This window comes from Microcoleus sp. AR_TQ3_B6 (assembly GCF_036702785.1).
Lineage (GTDB): Bacteria > Cyanobacteriota > Cyanobacteriia > Cyanobacteriales > Microcoleaceae > Microcoleus.
Genome location: NZ_JAUBVJ010000022.1, coordinates 4,935 through 22,335, shown reverse-complemented (window position 1 = coordinate 22,335; position 17,401 = coordinate 4,935). Strand labels below are relative to the sequence as shown.

13 protein-coding genes are annotated in these 17,401 nt (G+C 47.3%); 8 read left to right on the top strand and 5 right to left on the bottom strand.

Going from position 1 to position 17,401, the window contains the following annotated elements:
- Positions 1 to 258 precede the first annotated feature (258 nt).
- Positions 259 to 1,236 (top strand): heme o synthase, encoded by a 978-nt coding sequence (locus tag QUB56_RS13175; protein ID WP_332955675.1) that lies wholly within the window; start codon positions 259 to 261, stop codon positions 1,234 to 1,236.
- 210 nt (positions 1,237 to 1,446) lie between these two features.
- On the opposite strand, the gene QUB56_RS13170 is transcribed toward QUB56_RS13175, so the two are convergent.
- Entirely contained in the window at positions 1,447 to 1,638 is a 192-nt protein-coding gene (locus tag QUB56_RS13170) for a hypothetical protein (RefSeq protein WP_332955674.1), read from the bottom strand.
- A 131-nt stretch (positions 1,639 to 1,769) separates the two neighbouring features.
- Here QUB56_RS13170 and QUB56_RS13165 point away from each other — a divergent pair, with 131 nt between their 5' ends.
- The 5 genes from QUB56_RS13165 (at position 1,770) to QUB56_RS13145 (ending at position 4,826) form a co-directional block, all read left to right on the top strand.
- Positions 1,770 to 1,964 (top strand): hypothetical protein, encoded by a 195-nt coding sequence (locus tag QUB56_RS13165; protein WP_332955673.1) that lies wholly within the window; start codon positions 1,770 to 1,772, stop codon positions 1,962 to 1,964.
- An 81-nt stretch (positions 1,965 to 2,045) separates the two neighbouring features.
- Positions 2,046 to 4,106: a tetratricopeptide repeat protein gene (locus QUB56_RS13160; protein ID WP_332955672.1), complete on the top strand. Its 2,061-nt coding sequence runs from the start codon at positions 2,046 to 2,048 to the stop codon at positions 4,104 to 4,106.
- Between the two features lie 24 nt (positions 4,107 to 4,130).
- Positions 4,131 to 4,325 carry a type II toxin-antitoxin system HicA family toxin gene (locus QUB56_RS13155; RefSeq protein ID WP_445243335.1) on the top strand — a complete coding sequence of 65 codons (195 nt, stop codon included), beginning with the start codon at positions 4,131 to 4,133 and terminating at the stop codon, positions 4,323 to 4,325.
- Positions 4,322 to 4,546, top strand: coding sequence for a type II toxin-antitoxin system HicB family antitoxin (locus QUB56_RS13150; RefSeq protein WP_332955669.1), 225 nt, complete (start codon positions 4,322 to 4,324; stop codon positions 4,544 to 4,546). The genes QUB56_RS13155 and QUB56_RS13150 overlap by 4 nt, the downstream gene beginning before the upstream one ends.
- A 79-nt stretch (positions 4,547 to 4,625) precedes the next feature.
- Positions 4,626 to 4,826, top strand: a complete 201-nt coding sequence (locus tag QUB56_RS13145; RefSeq protein WP_332955668.1) for a DUF2283 domain-containing protein — start codon at positions 4,626 to 4,628, stop codon at positions 4,824 to 4,826.
- Positions 4,827 to 4,889: 63 nt separating this feature from the next.
- Here QUB56_RS13145 and QUB56_RS13140 read toward each other — a convergent pair whose 3' ends face one another.
- On the bottom strand, positions 4,890 to 5,102 hold the full coding sequence (locus QUB56_RS13140; RefSeq protein ID WP_332955667.1) for an element excision factor XisI family protein: 213 nt from the start codon (positions 5,100 to 5,102) through the stop codon (positions 4,890 to 4,892).
- Between the two features lie 659 nt (positions 5,103 to 5,761).
- On the opposite strand from QUB56_RS13140, the gene QUB56_RS13135 reads away from it, so the two are divergent.
- Positions 5,762 to 7,180: a phosphatase PAP2 family protein gene (locus tag QUB56_RS13135; protein WP_332955666.1), complete on the top strand. Its 1,419-nt coding sequence runs from the start codon at positions 5,762 to 5,764 to the stop codon at positions 7,178 to 7,180.
- 322 nt (positions 7,181 to 7,502) lie between these two features.
- Here QUB56_RS13135 and QUB56_RS13130 read toward each other — a convergent pair whose 3' ends face one another.
- The 3 genes from QUB56_RS13130 to QUB56_RS13120 all read right to left on the bottom strand — a co-directional run bounded on the left by QUB56_RS13130 (position 7,503) and on the right by QUB56_RS13120 (position 15,042).
- The gene (locus tag QUB56_RS13130; protein WP_332955665.1) at positions 7,503 to 8,273 is read right to left on the bottom strand and encodes a CPBP family intramembrane glutamic endopeptidase; all 771 of its coding nucleotides are present in this window, start codon (positions 8,271 to 8,273) and stop codon (positions 7,503 to 7,505) included.
- A gap of 261 nt (positions 8,274 to 8,534) precedes the next feature.
- The gene (locus QUB56_RS13125) at positions 8,535 to 11,411 is read right to left on the bottom strand and encodes a zinc-dependent metalloprotease (RefSeq protein ID WP_332955664.1); all 2,877 of its coding nucleotides are present in this window, start codon (positions 11,409 to 11,411) and stop codon (positions 8,535 to 8,537) included.
- Positions 11,412 to 11,520: 109 nt separating this feature from the next.
- A complete protein-coding gene (locus QUB56_RS13120) occupies positions 11,521 to 15,042 on the bottom strand; it encodes a hypothetical protein (RefSeq protein WP_332955663.1) in 3,522 nt (1,173 codons plus the stop codon).
- Positions 15,043 to 15,802: 760 nt separating this feature from the next.
- Here QUB56_RS13120 and QUB56_RS13115 point away from each other — a divergent pair.
- A partial coding sequence (locus tag QUB56_RS13115; protein WP_332955662.1) for a DUF4114 domain-containing protein occupies positions 15,803 to 17,401 on the top strand: 1,599 nt, incomplete at its 3' end.

Here is a 17,401-nt window from a genome sequence, read left to right as displayed (position 1 = left end):
AATGTCTTGTAGGGGCGGGTTCACGATGATTCTCGATCTAAAAGCCAACAGTTTGATAAACCCGCCCCGCCCATACAAGCACAAATCAACCGGACACTCTCTAAAAGGCAGGTTTATCTATTTCTTGAGTAAGAGGGGCCTGATTTATCCCTCGGTGGGGGCTGGTTTATTAATCCTTGTAGCTACAGTAAATATTTCTCGTAAAACCCGCCCCTACCAACCAATGACTGACAACTAACAACTAACAACTAATAACCGATGCAAGAAGTTCTTAGAAACAATAGCCCTCGCCTCCACGAAAACTTTTCGCAAGTCGTGAAAAGTTACTATCAACTAACAAAACCCAGAATTATTTTATTGCTGCTAATCACTACCTCAGCAGGAATGTGGATGGCGGCTAAAGGAGAAGTAGACCCGCTATTGCTGGTATCAACTATTACTGGAGGCGCTTTAGCTTCTGCGTCGGCGAATACGATTAATTGTGTCTACGACAGCGACATCGATTATATTATGGAGCGCACCCGGTGGCGGCCGATTCCTTCGGGGCGTGTCAAGAAGCGCGATGCTTTGATATTTGCGATCGCCCTAGCTACAATATCCTTTACATTGCTGACAGTTGTTGCCAACTTATTAGCCGCACTGCTAGCAATGTCAGGCATCCTTTTCTATGTCCTAATTTACACCCACTGGCTGAAGCGTCACAGCGTGCAAAACATCGTCATCGGCGGTGCAGCAGGGGCGATTCCCCCGCTAGTTGGGTGGGCTGCGGTGACGGGAGATTTGAGTTGGGGTGCGTGGCTGCTGTTTGGGATTATATTCCTGTGGACACCGCCGCATTTTTGGGCGTTAGCAATGATGATTCGCGATGAATACAAGGAAGTAGGGGTGCCGATGTTGCCGGTAATTGAGGGCGACGAAGAGACAGCCCGCCAAATTTGGATTTACACGCTATTGATGATTGCTGCAACTTTTCTGCTAGTTTATCCCCTGCATTTAGCGGGCGCGGTGTATGCGGGAACAGCTATTTTCCTGGGTGCTATTTTTGCCCAAAAAGCTTGGTTGCTGTTGCAGACTCCCGAGGATAAGATGGTTGCGCGATCGCTCTTTAAATACTCTATTCTGTACCTGATGCTATTGTGCGCCGGAATAGTGGTTGACAGTTTGCCTGTGACTCATAATTTTACTACTGCTGTTGTACAAAATGTGCAAACTTTGATTAGTGCAGTTGTGATGTAGTAATCAGTTAAATTGAAATTCTTAAAATGAAGCCCGCATCTAGCGGGTTTTGTTTGTTTATGGTAAAATAGCTATCGCCATTCTCCTATCTGCGTTAATGTGCGTTAAGAAAGAACGCATAAACATGAAAAAAATCATTAAGCTAAATGCTGACTATGGCAATCAATTGAGCGATCGCACTTTTCTAGAAATGCGATCGCTCAATTCTGTCTAACGGCGAGGTTTAGCCATTAAAATGACGCGCACTAATCCGGTGATGCCGCTAATCAGCGTCGAACTCAGAATTGCGATCGACAGAATAATTGCCGTCGGTGATTCGCCATGCTCCACAATGGGTTCGATGTCGATGGGCACACTGGAAGGAACAGTGTGCTGGATGGACGTGGGCTGTTGTTGATTCATTGAAGTAGTCTCTAAAATAAGTTCATGACCCAATTCTTGCAACCCGCTCCAGTTATGTCGTTACGAAAAATTCCGAAAAAGTAAGGTTATTATTGAAACAATAATCATTCCTAAAAGTCTTGGCTGAATTCATGACCCCAGAAGACGCTATTCAAGTCGCTGATGAAGTGTTACTTGCTCGTGCTCGCAATCGTTTAACGCATATTCAGCGCATGATTTTGCGCGAGTCTTGGGCAGGCAAAGGCTACGAGAGTATGGAAGACTACACCTCTCAACACATCAAAAATGAGGGCAAGAAGCTGTGGGACTTGCTTAGTGAAGTTTGAGGAGAGAAGGTCACCAAAACAAGTTTCAAAGGCGCACTGGAGAAACGGCTGAAATCAGGTGATCTGGTGCTGAAACCACCGATGCCATCTACCTACAATGAACAAACCTGGGTAGGACGGGAAGCAGTGGTCAGCGATCTTTTGCCCAAATTGCAAGGGCAGACTCTGTTGTTGTGGATTAAGGGCATTTCTGGGATTGGGAAAACGACGTTGGGAGAATGTCTGGCGAGTAAAGCCTGGGAGAAAGAGCCATCGTTTCAATGGATTTATCTGGAAATTTTGGAGGGGCAAAGCCCAGATTTTGCCTCTGTTGCCGCTGATTTGTTAGCTAAATTGGGCGATCGCGAACTCGATCCCTCGGAACGGAATAATCCCGATCGGTTAGCCAAACGACTCTTGCAAAAGCTGCAATCTCATCCCTACTGGATTCAAATGGATTCGTTGGAACGCTTGCTCAATCCTGAACAGCCGACTGAATTTGTTGATGCTTACTGGGGAACTTTTCTTCAGCGTTGCCTCACTGAGTCCAATTTTGGCAGCCGTTTGGTACTGACGGCGCAAGCCTTCCCCGCAGCAGTGGTTGAATTTAGCGATCGCTACCCCAATACTTGGGCAGAATACCGACTGAATGGGCTGTTGGAGTTAGAGCAACTGGAATTCTTTGCCAAAGGCGGGGTGCTTGTCGAACCTTCTAACCGAGACATTCTCACCCGTATCGCCAAGATATATGAAGGTCATCCGCTGGTTTTAAAGGTGATTGCTGAAGATATTTTGCAGGAATTTGCAGGCGATGTTTCCCGCTATTGGCAAGTTTATCAACCAGAATTTGAGCAAGTTGCCAGGGAATTACAAGCAACTCGCTTGGATGAAACGGAGTACAACGAAGCCCTCGATCGCAAAGTCCGACAACGGATCAAGAAATCCTTAGAAAAACTCCCTGCAGATGCTCTGAATTTGCTCTGTCGCAGTGCGGTGTTTCGCCGCCCGGTTCCCAAAAAGTTTTGGTTGGCGATGATTGAGGATCGCTCTCCCCAACAGCAAAAAGTGGCTTATCGAGTTTTGGGCGATCGTACTCTGATTGAAAAAGAAGGAACTGATATTCGCCAACACAATTTGATCCGTGCGATCGCCTACGACTTGCTCAAAGCCGACACATTAACCAGGCATCACGCCGAACGCCAAGCAGCACACCTCTGGCTCAACGCCTACGAACCTGCCCCCAATGCCCCAAGACTGGAAACCGTGCGCGGCTACCTGGAAGCGTTCGATCACTTCTATGAGATTGAGGCTTGGAGAGAGGCGGAAAAAATTATATTCCTATCTCCAAACAAGTCGAATAATCTTCAATTGCACAGCCAACTATTTATCTGGAACTATTCTCAAGAATTATTTTACCTTTCTAATAAACTCCTAAATATTTCTCATAAAACCTGCAATCGCAGATTAGAAGGAAGATCGTTAAGCAATTTTGGAAATATCTATCTATATATTGGCAACTACACTGAAGCAATTAAATATCATTGGACAAGCTTACTTATTGCACTAGAGTTTAGTGATTGTGAGGCAGTAGGACACTCCCTGGGAAATTTAGGTTTTGCTTACTACTATTTAGATGATTTAGCTATGGCATTTTATTGTTTTAAACAAAATTTTAACCATGCTAAGAAGATTGGCGATCAAATAGGAGAAATCGCTGCTTTAGGAAATTTAGGCCTCATCTATGGTCGTCAGAAAAATTATCTTAAAGTAATTGAGTACGATCAAAAAGCCTCAGAAGTTCAGTCGAGGATGAAAAATTATGGCAAGCAAGGAATAGAGGATTGGTACCAAGGAATTAAGTGGGCAAACCTTGGAAATGCTCTAGGTAAGCTCCAACGATACCCGGAAGCCTTTGAAGTTCTACAGAAATCTTTGAAAATATCTAAAAATATTGGAGATCGAGAAGGGGAATCTCATACACTTAGAATTTTAGCAGAACTGCATCAAGACTTGGGCGAGTGCGACGTGGCCCGGCAATATTGTCAGCAGGCGTTGGCGCTAGCGACAGACTTGGGCATTCCGTTAGCCACAGAGTGTGAGGCGTTACAATTAAAAATTGAAAATGAACAATGCAAAATGGAAACAGAGGGGAGTGGTAAGTAGGGGATGCCCAGAAAAATCAGGGATTTGAAAAGCCTATTATTGAAAGCAGGATTTGCTTGTGAGGCTGCTAAAGGTAGCCACACCAAATGGTCACATCCTCTGCTGTCAGGAAAGCTGACCCTCTCAGGAAAAGACAGCGGTGATGCCAAGCCCTACCAGGAAAAAGATGTTGACAACGCTCTCAAGCAACTGGCCCAAATTGAGGAGGAAGACAGATGAACAGTCATTACACCATTATTATTCAATGGTCAGATGAGGATGGGTGCTATGTCGTTAGCTTTCCCGAATGGGGAGACTATTGCCATACCCACGGCGATACTTACGAAGAGGCATTACACAATGCCCGCGAGGTTTTGGAACTTCTAACTGAATCGACGCTAGATCAGGGTAAAACCTTGCCAAAGCCACAATTATTTGGTCAATCTCTACAACAGGTATAAGCGTCTCTAACCAGAAATAGCTGAATTTTAACTCTGTACTGGACAAATCAACTCAAGCGATATTGGCAGGAGAATCCTGATGAATGTTAAATACGATGCAGAAGCAGACATTCTGATTTTTATCTTCCGCGATGCGTTTCCAGCGAATACTATTTCTGAACCTGCAGGTGCGATCGTCAGTTATGACGAAACTAACAAACCGATTAGCATCGAATTTCTCAATGCCTCTAAACGTCAACCGTTTAATCCTCAAGAGCTCATGCTAACGATCGCAACGTAGTTGATGCGCTTGAGCGAGGTGGCGTGGCAGTATGCGGTTCAAAAGTTATTGTTTCCAAAGAAGCTATGGGATCGCATATCCAGTATGCTGTCGGACTTCGGGTGGATGGAAAGCAAGAACAATGCGGTCTTTGGGTACGCCAGAGGCGACGAGTTCCTCAGTGATGCCGTCTTCAATACCATCATAATAAATCCAGATTTTGTCATTGCGGATTTCGGCATGAACCACATAACCATCAACTCGCAGATGATTTTCCCAACCTTCATGTATCAGCATAAAATGGTTGCGTTAGCGCAGCTTTCCGAAGGAATCGCGCCTGACCACCACATAGGTAATCACCTCCCCATAACTCTAAGGAAAATCCGCATAATATTCGAGGATATTCTCCAACATCTCACGCCATGCCTCTAGGGGTTGATTTGCCCTTGCCATTGGATAATCTCCTCCCTGTTTGAGTCAAAAACGATCGCCCAACAACCACGTTCTGACCGCAGCAATTGCCCAGCTTCTTATTTTTTGTTTAGGCTCCCCCTATATCTATCCTATACGATGCAAGTTGCGATCGCTCGATCGGCCGCGAATGCTAAACACCCTAGGAAAATGTTTCCCTCCAAATTATTACTTATTTTCCAGGGCTGGTTGCCGTATTAGTTCAGCAAAATCTGCAAAGTTTGGGCAAAGTTGCAGCCATGTCCCTCAAACGAGTGACACTCATTTGAGGTAACTCAAAAAAGTGACTGGGCGATTGCCTCAAACTTTAGTGAGAATGAGCGCAATGAGGAAAACTCCTCGGCTAGATTTACTAACTGAAGGTAAGGGTGAACTCAAGCAGAAATTAGCTGCCACTAAAATTAGCAAAATCCCCCTTATTATAGCCCAACGCATTACCGGGCGTTGGTAAGCAGCCGTACTTAACTATTACTAAGAGAAACACAATGGATCCTATTTTGTATTGGAATGAAGTCGCTCTCGAAGCCAATCGCATTAGTTTTACTAACGGAAAGAATGAGCAACCAGGCCCCACTCTAAGTTCTCGCGCTTTGGCGATCGTTCACTTAGCTATGTATGACGCCTATGCAGGGGTACAGCGCAATCTACCCGATCCAGTTAACTTATCTCCTTATCTTCCTAACTTACCTACTCCCAAACCCAATGCCTCAGCCAATGCTGCGGTAGCCGCCGCTGCCCACGCTACATTGTCTAGCTTGTATCCCAGTCAAAAATCCTTTTTTAATCTGAAACATACTCAAGCAGGTTTAGGAGGAGACGGCCTACAAGAAGGTCATGAATTTGGTCTTTTGGTAGCTAAAAAAATCTTGGAGAAACGGCAAGACGATCCTAGCGCTAGCGATGATGGCTATGCTGCATCAGTGGCCCGTGGCGCACACCGTCCCGATCCAGATAATAGCAATCAAGGTTTTCATGCCCCCTTCTATGGCGCACAATCAAGAGGTTTTGCTATTACTAACCGTCATGAGTTAGATGCTCCACCTCAGCTAGAAAGTCCTGAGTATATCAACGCCCTGAGACAGGTGCGCGGGAAAGGGATTGCACCTGAATTGATGGGAACTTTGCCTGCAGATATTTCTCCTCGAACTGCAAATGAAACACTCATCGGCATCTACTGGGGCTATGATGGCGCTGTTGAGTTAGGGACACCCCCTCGGTTGTACAACCAGATTGTCCGTGCCGTGGCGATCGCTCAGAATAATACTGTCGATCAAAATGCTCGTCTTTTTGCGCTAGTCAATGCTGCAATGGGAGATGCGGGTATTTTAGCCTGGGATCAGAAATACATTCACGATTTATGGCGACCTGTCGTCGCCATTCGGGAACACGATCCCTCATTAGGCCCAACCGCTACTGGCAATAACGTCATCTCTGACGATGCTGACCCCTTTTGGTTACCGCTAGGGGCACCGAATACGAATTCCACCGGCAAAAACTTTACGCCACCTTTTCCAGCCTATCCTTCTGGACACGCTACGTTCGGTGCAGCGGCGTTGCACATTACCCGACGGTTTTATGGCGTAACTAGCCACAGCGATGACTGCTTGTTTGATGGGATTACCTTGGTTTCTGATGAGTTAAATGGCATTAGCCGAGACAATAAGGGAACTGTACGACCCAAACACGTTCGCAGTTTCCCTGGTGGACTGTGGCAAATGATTATCGAAAATGGCCTCAGTCGTGTCTTTTTAGGAGTGCATTGGGTATTTGATGCTTTTGCTCCAGATGATACAGGCAATCCCGACCTCGGTCAGAATATTGGTGGTATTCCGCTGGGACTTCAGATTGCTGATGACATCTATGATAGCGGCTTGAATCTATCGACTGTCGGACCTCGGAATTAAAACTCTTTGCCCTATTAATTCTATCCCTGGCGCGAGTTATATCATTTCCGGTTACACCGTCCGTGATGTTGACTGTTGACGGTTGACAGTTGACGGTTGACGCCGTGAACAGTCAACAGTGAACTCGAATTTACTATTCCGATGCTAACGGATTTGATATTAGAGGGGTTAAGCTTTATATAACAAAGCTTGCCCCTTTACCCGTTTTCTGAGTAAATTGCGATCGCCAGCGATTGTCTAAAATCTTTGTCAAGAGAAGCTATGCGCGAGCATATCCAGTATGCTGTCGGACTTCGGGGGGATGGAAAGCAAGAACAATTTTCTAATTTCCTCCAATTCCATGCAGTACCAAATCGGCAAAAAAATGAGATAACATTGCATATTCCAACCCCCAGCGCCAGTACAAAAATCCAAAGGGAATCCCCAAAATAGCATTGAGTACAATCGTTCGGAAAATGACGATTGGGGTTAGTCCCCAGAGATTGGCAGCGGCAGGCAAATGACCCACACCAAACAGAATTGCCGCCCCCACAATTGCCAGCCAAAAAATTGACCCACTAGGTTCCGATCGGCGTCCATGAAAAATCTTCCAAAGTAGCCATGCCATCAATGTCATACCGAATAATCTCACCAAGAGTTCTTCGGTAATGCCTCCGTAGAAAGAAGCTAATATGCGTTTCCAGAGGTCAATCTTTAACGCAGTTGTTGAAGCCATGGGAGGCATCCAAGGTTCAAACGCTAAACTCAATCCAATTAAGACGATGCCACCAACGCCACCGACTATCAGTGCCGTTTTGATAGCAGATTTAGAAAGAGTGGGAACAGGCTGTCGATACACCAGCGCACGAATCAGGGGCGTATCGAGTCCCATTGAGTTGCCTAAGCGCAGTCCAATCCAATTCAGGAGAATCAAAAGAAGTCCAGTTTGAAGGGCGGAGGCAATAGCTATAACAGGTAACGGTGCAGGCAGTTGCCCGACTGCTGGATTCAGAGACAGCGCATAAGGAAATAATGCCAAGGCTGCCAGACTCCCCAGTAATGCCCAAAATAGCGCCAATCGCAGGTGATGTTTGTTGGAAGTATCTGTAGTCATAATTTTTGATTGCAGATAGAAGCACTCAATTAATAAGGAATGACAATTAAATAACTTCCACTCTTGAAAGTGGGACGGGCGGGACGCCCATCCCACAATAACAATTAAAATTGTAAGTTATTTAATTCGCGATCCTAAGTCAGAAATTACGCACTTCCACCAAAGAAACCGGGTTTTTTACCGAATCTGCTGCAGGCTGCCAGGAAATATTCTCGTAAAAAACCCGGTTTCTCGGCCCCTATGCGTAAGCCCTATATAAAATTAATTCGACTGAATTTGCGAATTCAAAACCTTAGAAATTCGATCGCGCGTTTCCTCCAAATGAGCCCGCGTATAAGCATCAGCATTCCGATCCAAATTCCGAATACTCTTGCTCAAACCCTCCCGCAACTGCCGCAACTCGTACCAAGCCAAACTCCGCGCATCCTCAGGAACATTCGTTTTTCGCAGCACCATTCCGATCAAAATTGCTAAATGTTCCCGCTGCAAAGAACGCCTAAAAGTCGAAATCTCCATCTTTTTATTTGTCGGCTGCAAAACCTCTTTCCAGATATCCTTTTGCACAGTATCCAACACTTCCGGCAACCTCAAAGCAGTTTCCGGCGCCGATTTTAACTCGGCATCCCGCAGCCTCGCCAAGCGCGTCGGAGATAGCAAAACTCGCAACACAAACCGCTGCAAAAAAGTAATTCGATCGCCGATCGGGTAATCTAGAGGAAACACCAAAGCCGGACTTCCCCAGTGATCCCAGCGCGAAGGCGCCAATTTGTTGAGCAATTCCGGCGCAAAACTAAACGCATCCGGGGCAAAAACGTACTTCTCTAATGTTGCTAAAGCTTCTCGCTGCTGAGAAAGTTCGATCGGCACAAACGGCAACTTCGCATTAGTATCACCAGGGCGAATCCGATTAAACGACTGTCCCCCAACGTACAAAGTAGCATTCATCACCTGCTGAACATAATACCCAAACACCGAATCAAACATCACCCGCAGTTCGTTATAACCCTCTTCCCCAACCGGAATTCGCTTTTCTAAACGCTTCCACATCGCCCTAGCATTATCCAATTGCCATTGCGAATACCTCAGCATATTAGCGCTGAGATCGAAAGTATTCGCAGCGGGGTCGAGAATATCAACAGAATCCTCATCCGCCGCGTAAGCTAATGGGGGTTCGGCAGCGCGGCTGGCAATTTGTTGCAGCGCTGGTAACTCGCTGCTGGGATTTACGCCGCCAATCACCTTGTAACCGTACTCGATCGCCCAATCGTCATAAGGCCCTACAATCCTGGGATAATAGTCGCCCTGCACAGTTCCCGCAGGTGCCAAATTAATCGGCACATAATCCATCACCGACGCAATCATACCTTGGGTGCGAGTTATCTGAGTATTGTTCAAATCCTCCGGTTGCAGCATCGTACTCCCGTGAAAATTGTGCCTCAAACCGAGAGTATGACCTACTTCGTGGGCCGTCAAAAATCGGATATATTCATTAACATAATTGTCAATCGCCCCACCGCTAGGCGCTGCATTTTCCAACAGATCCATCGACATTGCCCCGATCGCAAACTGTCGGCTCGATTCCAACCCAAAACACATATCCGAACTCGACATCAACCGCGATAAAGGATTTCGCTTTTGCTCTTGGTATCTTTCTACCAAAGTCGGCAAATCATCAGCAATTCCGCCTCGAGCATTTTCCCCGCTACTTTTTCCTAAATCCCCATTTTCTAGCACATTCAAATAGCGAGAATACATCCCGAACTGACAGGGATTAGTATTAGAACCGTTTCGCCCTTGAAAACTCTTAGATACCGATCGATTTTGTTCCACCAAAGACCGATAGCCCTGTTTGAGTTGCCGGACAATATTAGCATCCAAAAGAATGTCAGCATCCAAAATTTCCCCCGTCAGCGGGTTAGTGCGAGACGGCCCGAGCCCGGCAAACTCAGCCTCAAAAGAACTCGACCAGCGAATAGTATTGTAGCGAACATCAGCCGGGTCCCATTTAGCATTGTCCGGCATTTGTTTGACCTGAATTGCCTCCGTAAAACCTGCCTTTTCAAAAGCTTTGTTCCACTCCAAAACGCCCTCGCGAATTGCGTTTCGGTATTCCACAGGCACATTATTTTCAATCCAAAAGACGATCGGCTGCACCGGAGGCGACATCGGCGCTGTCGGGATTTGCTTTTGCAAATGCCAGCGATTGATATAGCGCACAAAAGGCTCCCGGCTGCTCTTGTCAGAAAAGTCCTTATATGCTGTAAGAAAATAGCCCACTCGCTCGTCCGCAAGTCTGGGGCGGTAGCCGTTATTTAGCGGCACTTCCGAGAAACTGTAGTGAATGCGGAGGTCAAAAGCCCGACTGTCAGGAATCGAAGGTAAAGAGTTAACCGCACTGTCATTATCGCTGGAAAAACCGTAAATAGAAGTAATTTCCACATTCAGCGGAAACGCTTTAACATCTTTAAAGTAAGACTTGTCTTCCTCGATCGAGTAAGAAGCGCCCAAAATCATCGGCAAAACTGCTTTTACCCCTGGTAAATCGCGTTTTTCGCTCATCAGCAAATCGCCTAAATCGATCAGCAGAGTTTGTCTTTGCGGATGAATGCTTTTGAGCGGCAAAGAATAGAGAATCGACTCGCTAAATGCCCTTTCCACCGAACCAGCTTGCGGGTCGCCCGGACTGGTGCGAAAATTGATATTTGGTATCACAAACTGCACGTTATTTTGGACTCGGCGCAGTTGAAACAAGAAATCGCCGATCGGCATTCCGCTCAAAATGCCCGCTTCCCCCAAACCCGATGCCAATGTCACAAAGCACAGGAACTTTTTGTCTAGTTGTTGCGGTGTAATTTCGAGATAAACTTTATTAGTTGTTTGATTGCGGTAAAGGGTAAATAATCCCTCTAATTTTTGTGCGTCTTGGACAACCTGTTCAAAGGGTGCCAGAGTTTGATGTTCGCTACTTTGTTCGTTGCTGGGCGCCGGAGATGATAAAGCTAAAGGTAAAAAGAAACCTTTATACAAACTCCAACAGAAAAATGCTAAAGATAATATAAAAAATATCAAAGGCAGATTTTTTCTGGCACTTTTTATATGTGTAGTTTTACTCTTCTCAGGAAATATCAATCTTTTCATTTTCAGTATTCAGCCGCCGGAAAGAATAGTTTTGAAAGAGCCGCGCCGCACTCGCAACGCTGGGCTCCTTTAACTTCTTCTAAAATAACTCAAAACTCAAAAGTCAAAACTATTGTTTCGCCGGCCAGGGAATCATGGGATCTTGAGCCAACCGCTTAGAAACTGCTACAGCACCGTAACGGTTGAGGTGGCTGGGGTCGGAAAAAGATTCCCGCGCCTGGGGCCACAATAAACTTTTATCTAGGAAAATTAGCCCGCTTTGAGCTGCTAATTGTTGCATATATTGCCGGAATTCTTGTTCGTAACTTGTCCGCACCGGGTCTAAATAATCTTCAGTCAAAGGCATATTGACAAACACGAGATTGATGTTGCGAACCTTGGTAAATTCGATCAGATTTTTGAGTGCTACAGTTTGTTCGCCTATCAATTTAAAATCTTGATAGTCGGAGTCGTAGTAGCCAGATACTTTGGGGTGGCTCTGAAAGTAAGTATCGGGATTGAAGCGTATATCGATCGGCAAAAAGCCGTTTGGTTCAAACTCACTGGGTTGTTTGCCCGCAGCAGTTGGGTGGGAATTTTCAGTGGTTTGTTGACCGAGGGCTGCGGTTTGGGAGCTCTCGGTGGCAACAGGGGCTGAGGGATTGGCGATCGATCGCAAAAACCCTTTAAGCCGATCGCGCTGTTTGTAAGTTGCAGAACCCTCCACCAACTTTTGACTGACCAATTGCTGAACGTTAGCTTGAGCTTGTGCCAAATTCTGCACCAATTCAGTAGCAGTCGCCACCGGATTTTTGGCGCTAGGATTCGATCCTTCGGCATCTAATTCATTGGTGCGGATCAGAAAACTACCCCGGGACAATTGCCTGTAACCTTCCGAAGAAGCGATCGCACTAAAAGTCAAATCCGGCCGCCCGCTGTTGAGAGCCCTCGCCCCATCCGCCAGCACCAGCAATTTTGGCAGTTGTTGCGGCGGCAAAATCCGGCGGACGATCGAATCCACAACCTGGAGAGTAGCTCCATTAACCCCAAAATTGTAAGCCCTCAGCCCCGGGTAGCCCGAAGCTGCCAAAGCTGTTTCCAAAACCGCCGGGTCAATGCCCCGCAGCGCCCTCGAACTACCGACAATTAAAATATCCGGCGGTTTTTTGTGGAGGTGGATGTACTCTTGATAGCGCGCTATCTGCTCGTCAAGCTGCTGGCTCCTCAAAGTCGGGAACACGGGTGCTGCAGAAACATCAGCTACAGGAACGCTAGTAGTTCCCGGTTTCGTAAACCCTGAGCCATTGAAAGCCTCTTCCCCCTTCGCGGAGGGCAACGGCTGCAACGGAATTTGAGGCAAATTCACCTCAGAAGAAGGGGGAACGGGGTCGGGGGTTTCGTTCGTTGGTGGAGCTGGAACGTCGCCCTCCGCCTTGGGGGAGGGATTTTGACAAGTTTGGTCGCTGCAAACGGACGAGACGCTAGGAGCTTGACTGACCGTCGCAGATTGCAGAAATAGACCCAGGAGCCAATCGGTATTGAAAGTCAGCAGACAGCCGGCGAGCGCCCAAATCAAAGCCATGCTGGCGGCGCGATCGGCTCTCACGCCCCCGGGCGCGGCAGCATTTGTTGACAAACCATCGTTGGGAACAAACAAGCCCGAAGCGACAAGCGGTTGCACCGCAGCTTGAACTAACTGCTCGCCCAGATTGTATCCGGGGAGTCTGATTTTAAAGGGGGGCCGCCAGGAGTTGGGCACTGGCGCATCGAACATCAAATTCTCGCCCAAATCCGAAAAACTCCCATCCTCGGCCGGCGCAAACTCCGGCACTGGTTCCTTTTTCAAGACAGCCAGTTGCGAGGGAGCCGGTGCGGGTGCCGCCGTTGATTCCTCGTCAACCGCCGTTCTCAGGTCAATTGCGTAGCGCCACAGGGGCTGTTTCTGGCCGGCGCGGCGCCCGTAGACTCGCACCCCTGCCACTCCCGGAATTTGTAACTGCCGCAAGAATTTAGCCACCGGCGGTCCTACCTTCGACTGAGAAGGGCAAGTCAGAGCTTCTGTCATGACGTGCAGCACGTCGGCTTTTTGCAGCACCACAGCCCGAATCCCTCCAGTTTCCAGCTTCCGTCTGAGACTGGGGTTTAGCAACCTGTTCAATAAAAAAGTCAGAGCCAATTGGTCGCCCTCTGCAGCCAGGGTTCTGACGCTCGCCGCCAAGTCGGGGTGGTGGGCGGCCGGCAAGTCCACCCAGTCTATCCACACCGGCGACTCGGGATTCGCCTCTTGGCCGCTGGCTGGTTCTACGCCGTAGATAGTAGCTGCGCGGAGGCCTTGGGGCGCGAAGGAGGCTAACAAAGGGGCGATCGTGTCGGTGGTTTGCTGCCGATCGGGGTATTCTTGCCGTTTAGGCTTTTGTCCTTTTTTGGCTGTTTTGCTGCAAAACAGGTGGAGGGTTGCTTCTTTGAGGGTGGCCCGCACTTCGACTCTCGATGCTGCCAAGTGTTGGTTTAGCAGTTTGGCGATCGCAGCCACGTCTCCCCACCTGGCCCATTCCTTGAGAATTTTGTCCGGCGAAGTCAAATCAACCCGCAGCAGCCAGTCCGCCTTCGCTTCGCCGCTAACTTGGCTGCAGATGACGGCTTCCCGGAAATCCTCTAGTTGTAGTTTCCGCAGCCTGCTGGCGATGGGTTCTGCCAGCAAGGAGGGGTCGGGGCTGTAAGCTGACTCGCACAGCACCAGCAGCCGGCGTTCCTTGGGCTTGATATTTTCTGGCGCATTCAGCGGCAGGGTTTCCCGGCTGCTTTTGAGTTCTTTTTCGCGAATGCTTACTTTCACCGAAACTCCCATCGGCCCGAGGATTTCGCTGAGATAGCTGGCGATCGCCTCTGGATAGCCCCCGCGCGCCAAAGTTTCCGGCGAAACCGTCAATGTTCCAGCCATCTCGCCCTCGCCTGAGTCGGCTTCGGGGGATTCAATCAAAGCCACCGCGCCACGGTTCGCCACAGGCTGCGGGGGAACGGCGGAACTAACAGCGAACCGCGTCGCAGCAGTCGCGGTGTCGATCGTCACGGGGGAAGTTTCAAAAACTTCTGGGTATTGAATCCGTGCGGCGACGGGCAGACTTTCGGCGTCAAAATCCAGTTCTTCCCGTACTTGCGCCGCGCGGGCCGATGTTTCTACCGGTTTTTGTGTCGGTTTGAGTTTGCGGTTTTCATTATTAAATTTGCCGAATAATCCGCCTCTTTTTGGGCGATGTGGCGGTTCGCCGTTGGGGGGACTCGCTGGCGGCGGCACTTCGGCCACTTTTGGTTGCGGTTGCTGTGGCTGTTGCTGCCGCTGCGGACTGCTGCAATCTAGTCGGACTGTCCAGTCATTTTGTCGGGAACCGAGTTTGCGGCCGCACAGAAACAACTGGTAAATTTTAGGTCGATCGGGCAGCAGTCGCGTTAAATCAGTTTGTGCGATCGCCGTGGTAAATCTCGCCGTCACCAATTCTTGAGACGGACACTGCGCTGCTTCGCACAAAATGTGCAGGTGATTTCCCCGCAAACGTGCTTGTACTTGAACTTCGGGAAGCCCTAAAGCTTCTTGCGCCCACTGCGAGGCGGTCGATCGATTGTCTGCCAATATACTCCCGTTCGCCTTCAACATGGGACTTTAAATTTCGTCAAGGCTGCTTTCGTCTTCTACAGATAGCACATTTCGTCCGTATTTTGGCATATATTAGGCTTCACTTAGGCGAAGTCATCAGTCATCGATCGTGAGTAATTATTAGGAATCGCACCACACTATAGGGGTTCTCCAGCGCAGTCAGGTATGCCCTATGCCCCATGCCCTATGCCCTATGCCCTATGCCCCATGCCCGTGGGCCGGTGGGCCAGATAGTAACTCATGTTACAAGGCTATACATATAGTGTGTCTGCCTCTAGGACTGTACAATCTAGTTTGCAAAGCCTTTATTGTTGCGATCGGTTTTTTCGGAATTTTGTGAACAATCAAATTACTTTTTCTAATATGGACACCAAAATCAGTTTGGCGATCGCCAATTCCCAACCCTCAAACGCCCAAAATTCCTAGTGTGAAACTTCACCGTATCGAAGATAGATAAAAGTTTACATAAAAGTTGCTTGCAGATAGTCCAAACCCCTTGACTTCAATAAAAGCTATTGATATTCTCAAATTTATAGATTCACAACAGCCATAAAAAAAACCATTTATTGCGATCGCATCAAACTTTATATCGGCCACTTTCGCCGATTTAGACTCTTCGATATCGCATCTTATGTTCGCCAGGAAAAACTCACAACTCCTGCGTGGCATAGACTCGCTTGACTTACGAAATTTACCCAATAAACTTGCTAAAATTCGGCATTTTTTTATTTCTTTTACTGTCAAGAAAGAACTTTAAATCATGTTACAAATTGAAGCATCTACCCCCGAACTAACAGGCAACTCTTCCATTCTTCCCGATATTGCAGAAGACCTGCAACCAAACAAATATAGCAATAACTACACTTCCCCCTCGGAAAATCTCCTAAAAACGAACGAAATATCATCCTCAAACACCACAATTGAACCATTAGCATCAAACAACCAAATCCTCGATAACAGCCCAGAAACACCACCCCAACCAGACATAGACAGCTTCATCCTCAACACCAATCCCACACCAACAACCAACAACATCCCCCAAACACCGCAAATATCCACCACTCAAACCGACCCAATCACAGGCGATACAGCCCCACCAGCAACTCAAAATAACATCTCTTTCGACTCCGGCATTTTCCAAGCAGACCAAACAGGTAAAATTAGCTTCGATTACCTATCAGATGGAGGCTTGTATCAAGGAGAACTAGCAATTATCAGCCTCACAGGAATGCAGGAATTTATTCCCGATTCCGAAGCATTTATCAAAGAAGCAGCCAGACGCGCTTTAAGCAACTCCTCACTCGGTTATATCGCCATTTCAGACAGTACAGAAGCAGCGAAATTCTCTAGTTTCGAGGAAGAAAACAACTTCAATATCGGGGAATACCGAGGCATCAAAACCTTCGCAATGACTCCGGGAGACGAACTTGGTATCATCCTAGTTCCCAACGGCACAATACAGCAAGTATACGACAATCCAGGCATTGGCGGCGACAAAAAACCCTTATTCTCAATGGCAACCGCTAATTCCAGCGGTGCTTTTAAATCGGGACAAATAGCCAGTGTTGCCAATGGCAGCAGTATATTTGTCATGGAAGATATGGGGATAGGAGAAGCGAGCGATGCTGATTACAATGATATCATATTTTCGCTCAAAGGTGCAACCCCTAAAGTCATTTCAATGGATGATGTAATTGCCAAAAACTCCGATTGGCGTACATCAGAAAAAGGCAAAGAATTGATAGGTGACGCTGCGCTACAAACAGAGAATAAATTAGAAGACAAAAAAGCAGATACTACTTCTGCAACAAATCCTGTTGAAACAAAACCCGAAAATTATCCAGCCACAGAAACCAAAAACCCCACTGTTTCTGAAAATCCCAATTCTCGGACGAATCCTGTTGAAACAAAAACGGAAAATTCCTCAGCCACAGAAACTGAAAATCCGACAATTTCCGAAATTCCTAATTCCCGGACAAATCCTGTTGAGACAAAAACAGATTCTCCCGCAGTAGAAACCAAAAATCCGACAGTTTCCGAAATTCCCAATTCTCGGACAAATCCTGTTGAAACAAAAACCGATTCTCCCGCAGTAGAAACCAAAAATCCGACAGTTTCCGAAATTCCCGATTCTCGGACAAATCCTGTTGAAACAAAAACGGAAAACTCCTCAGCCACAGAAACTGAAAATCCGACAATTTCCGAAATTCCCAATTTTCGGACGAATCCTGCTGAAACAAAAACGGAAAACTCCTCAGCCACAGAAACTGAAAATCCGACAATTTCCGAAATTCCCAATTCTCGGACAAATCCTGTTGAGACAAAAACAGATTCTCCCGCAGTAGAAACCAAAAATCCG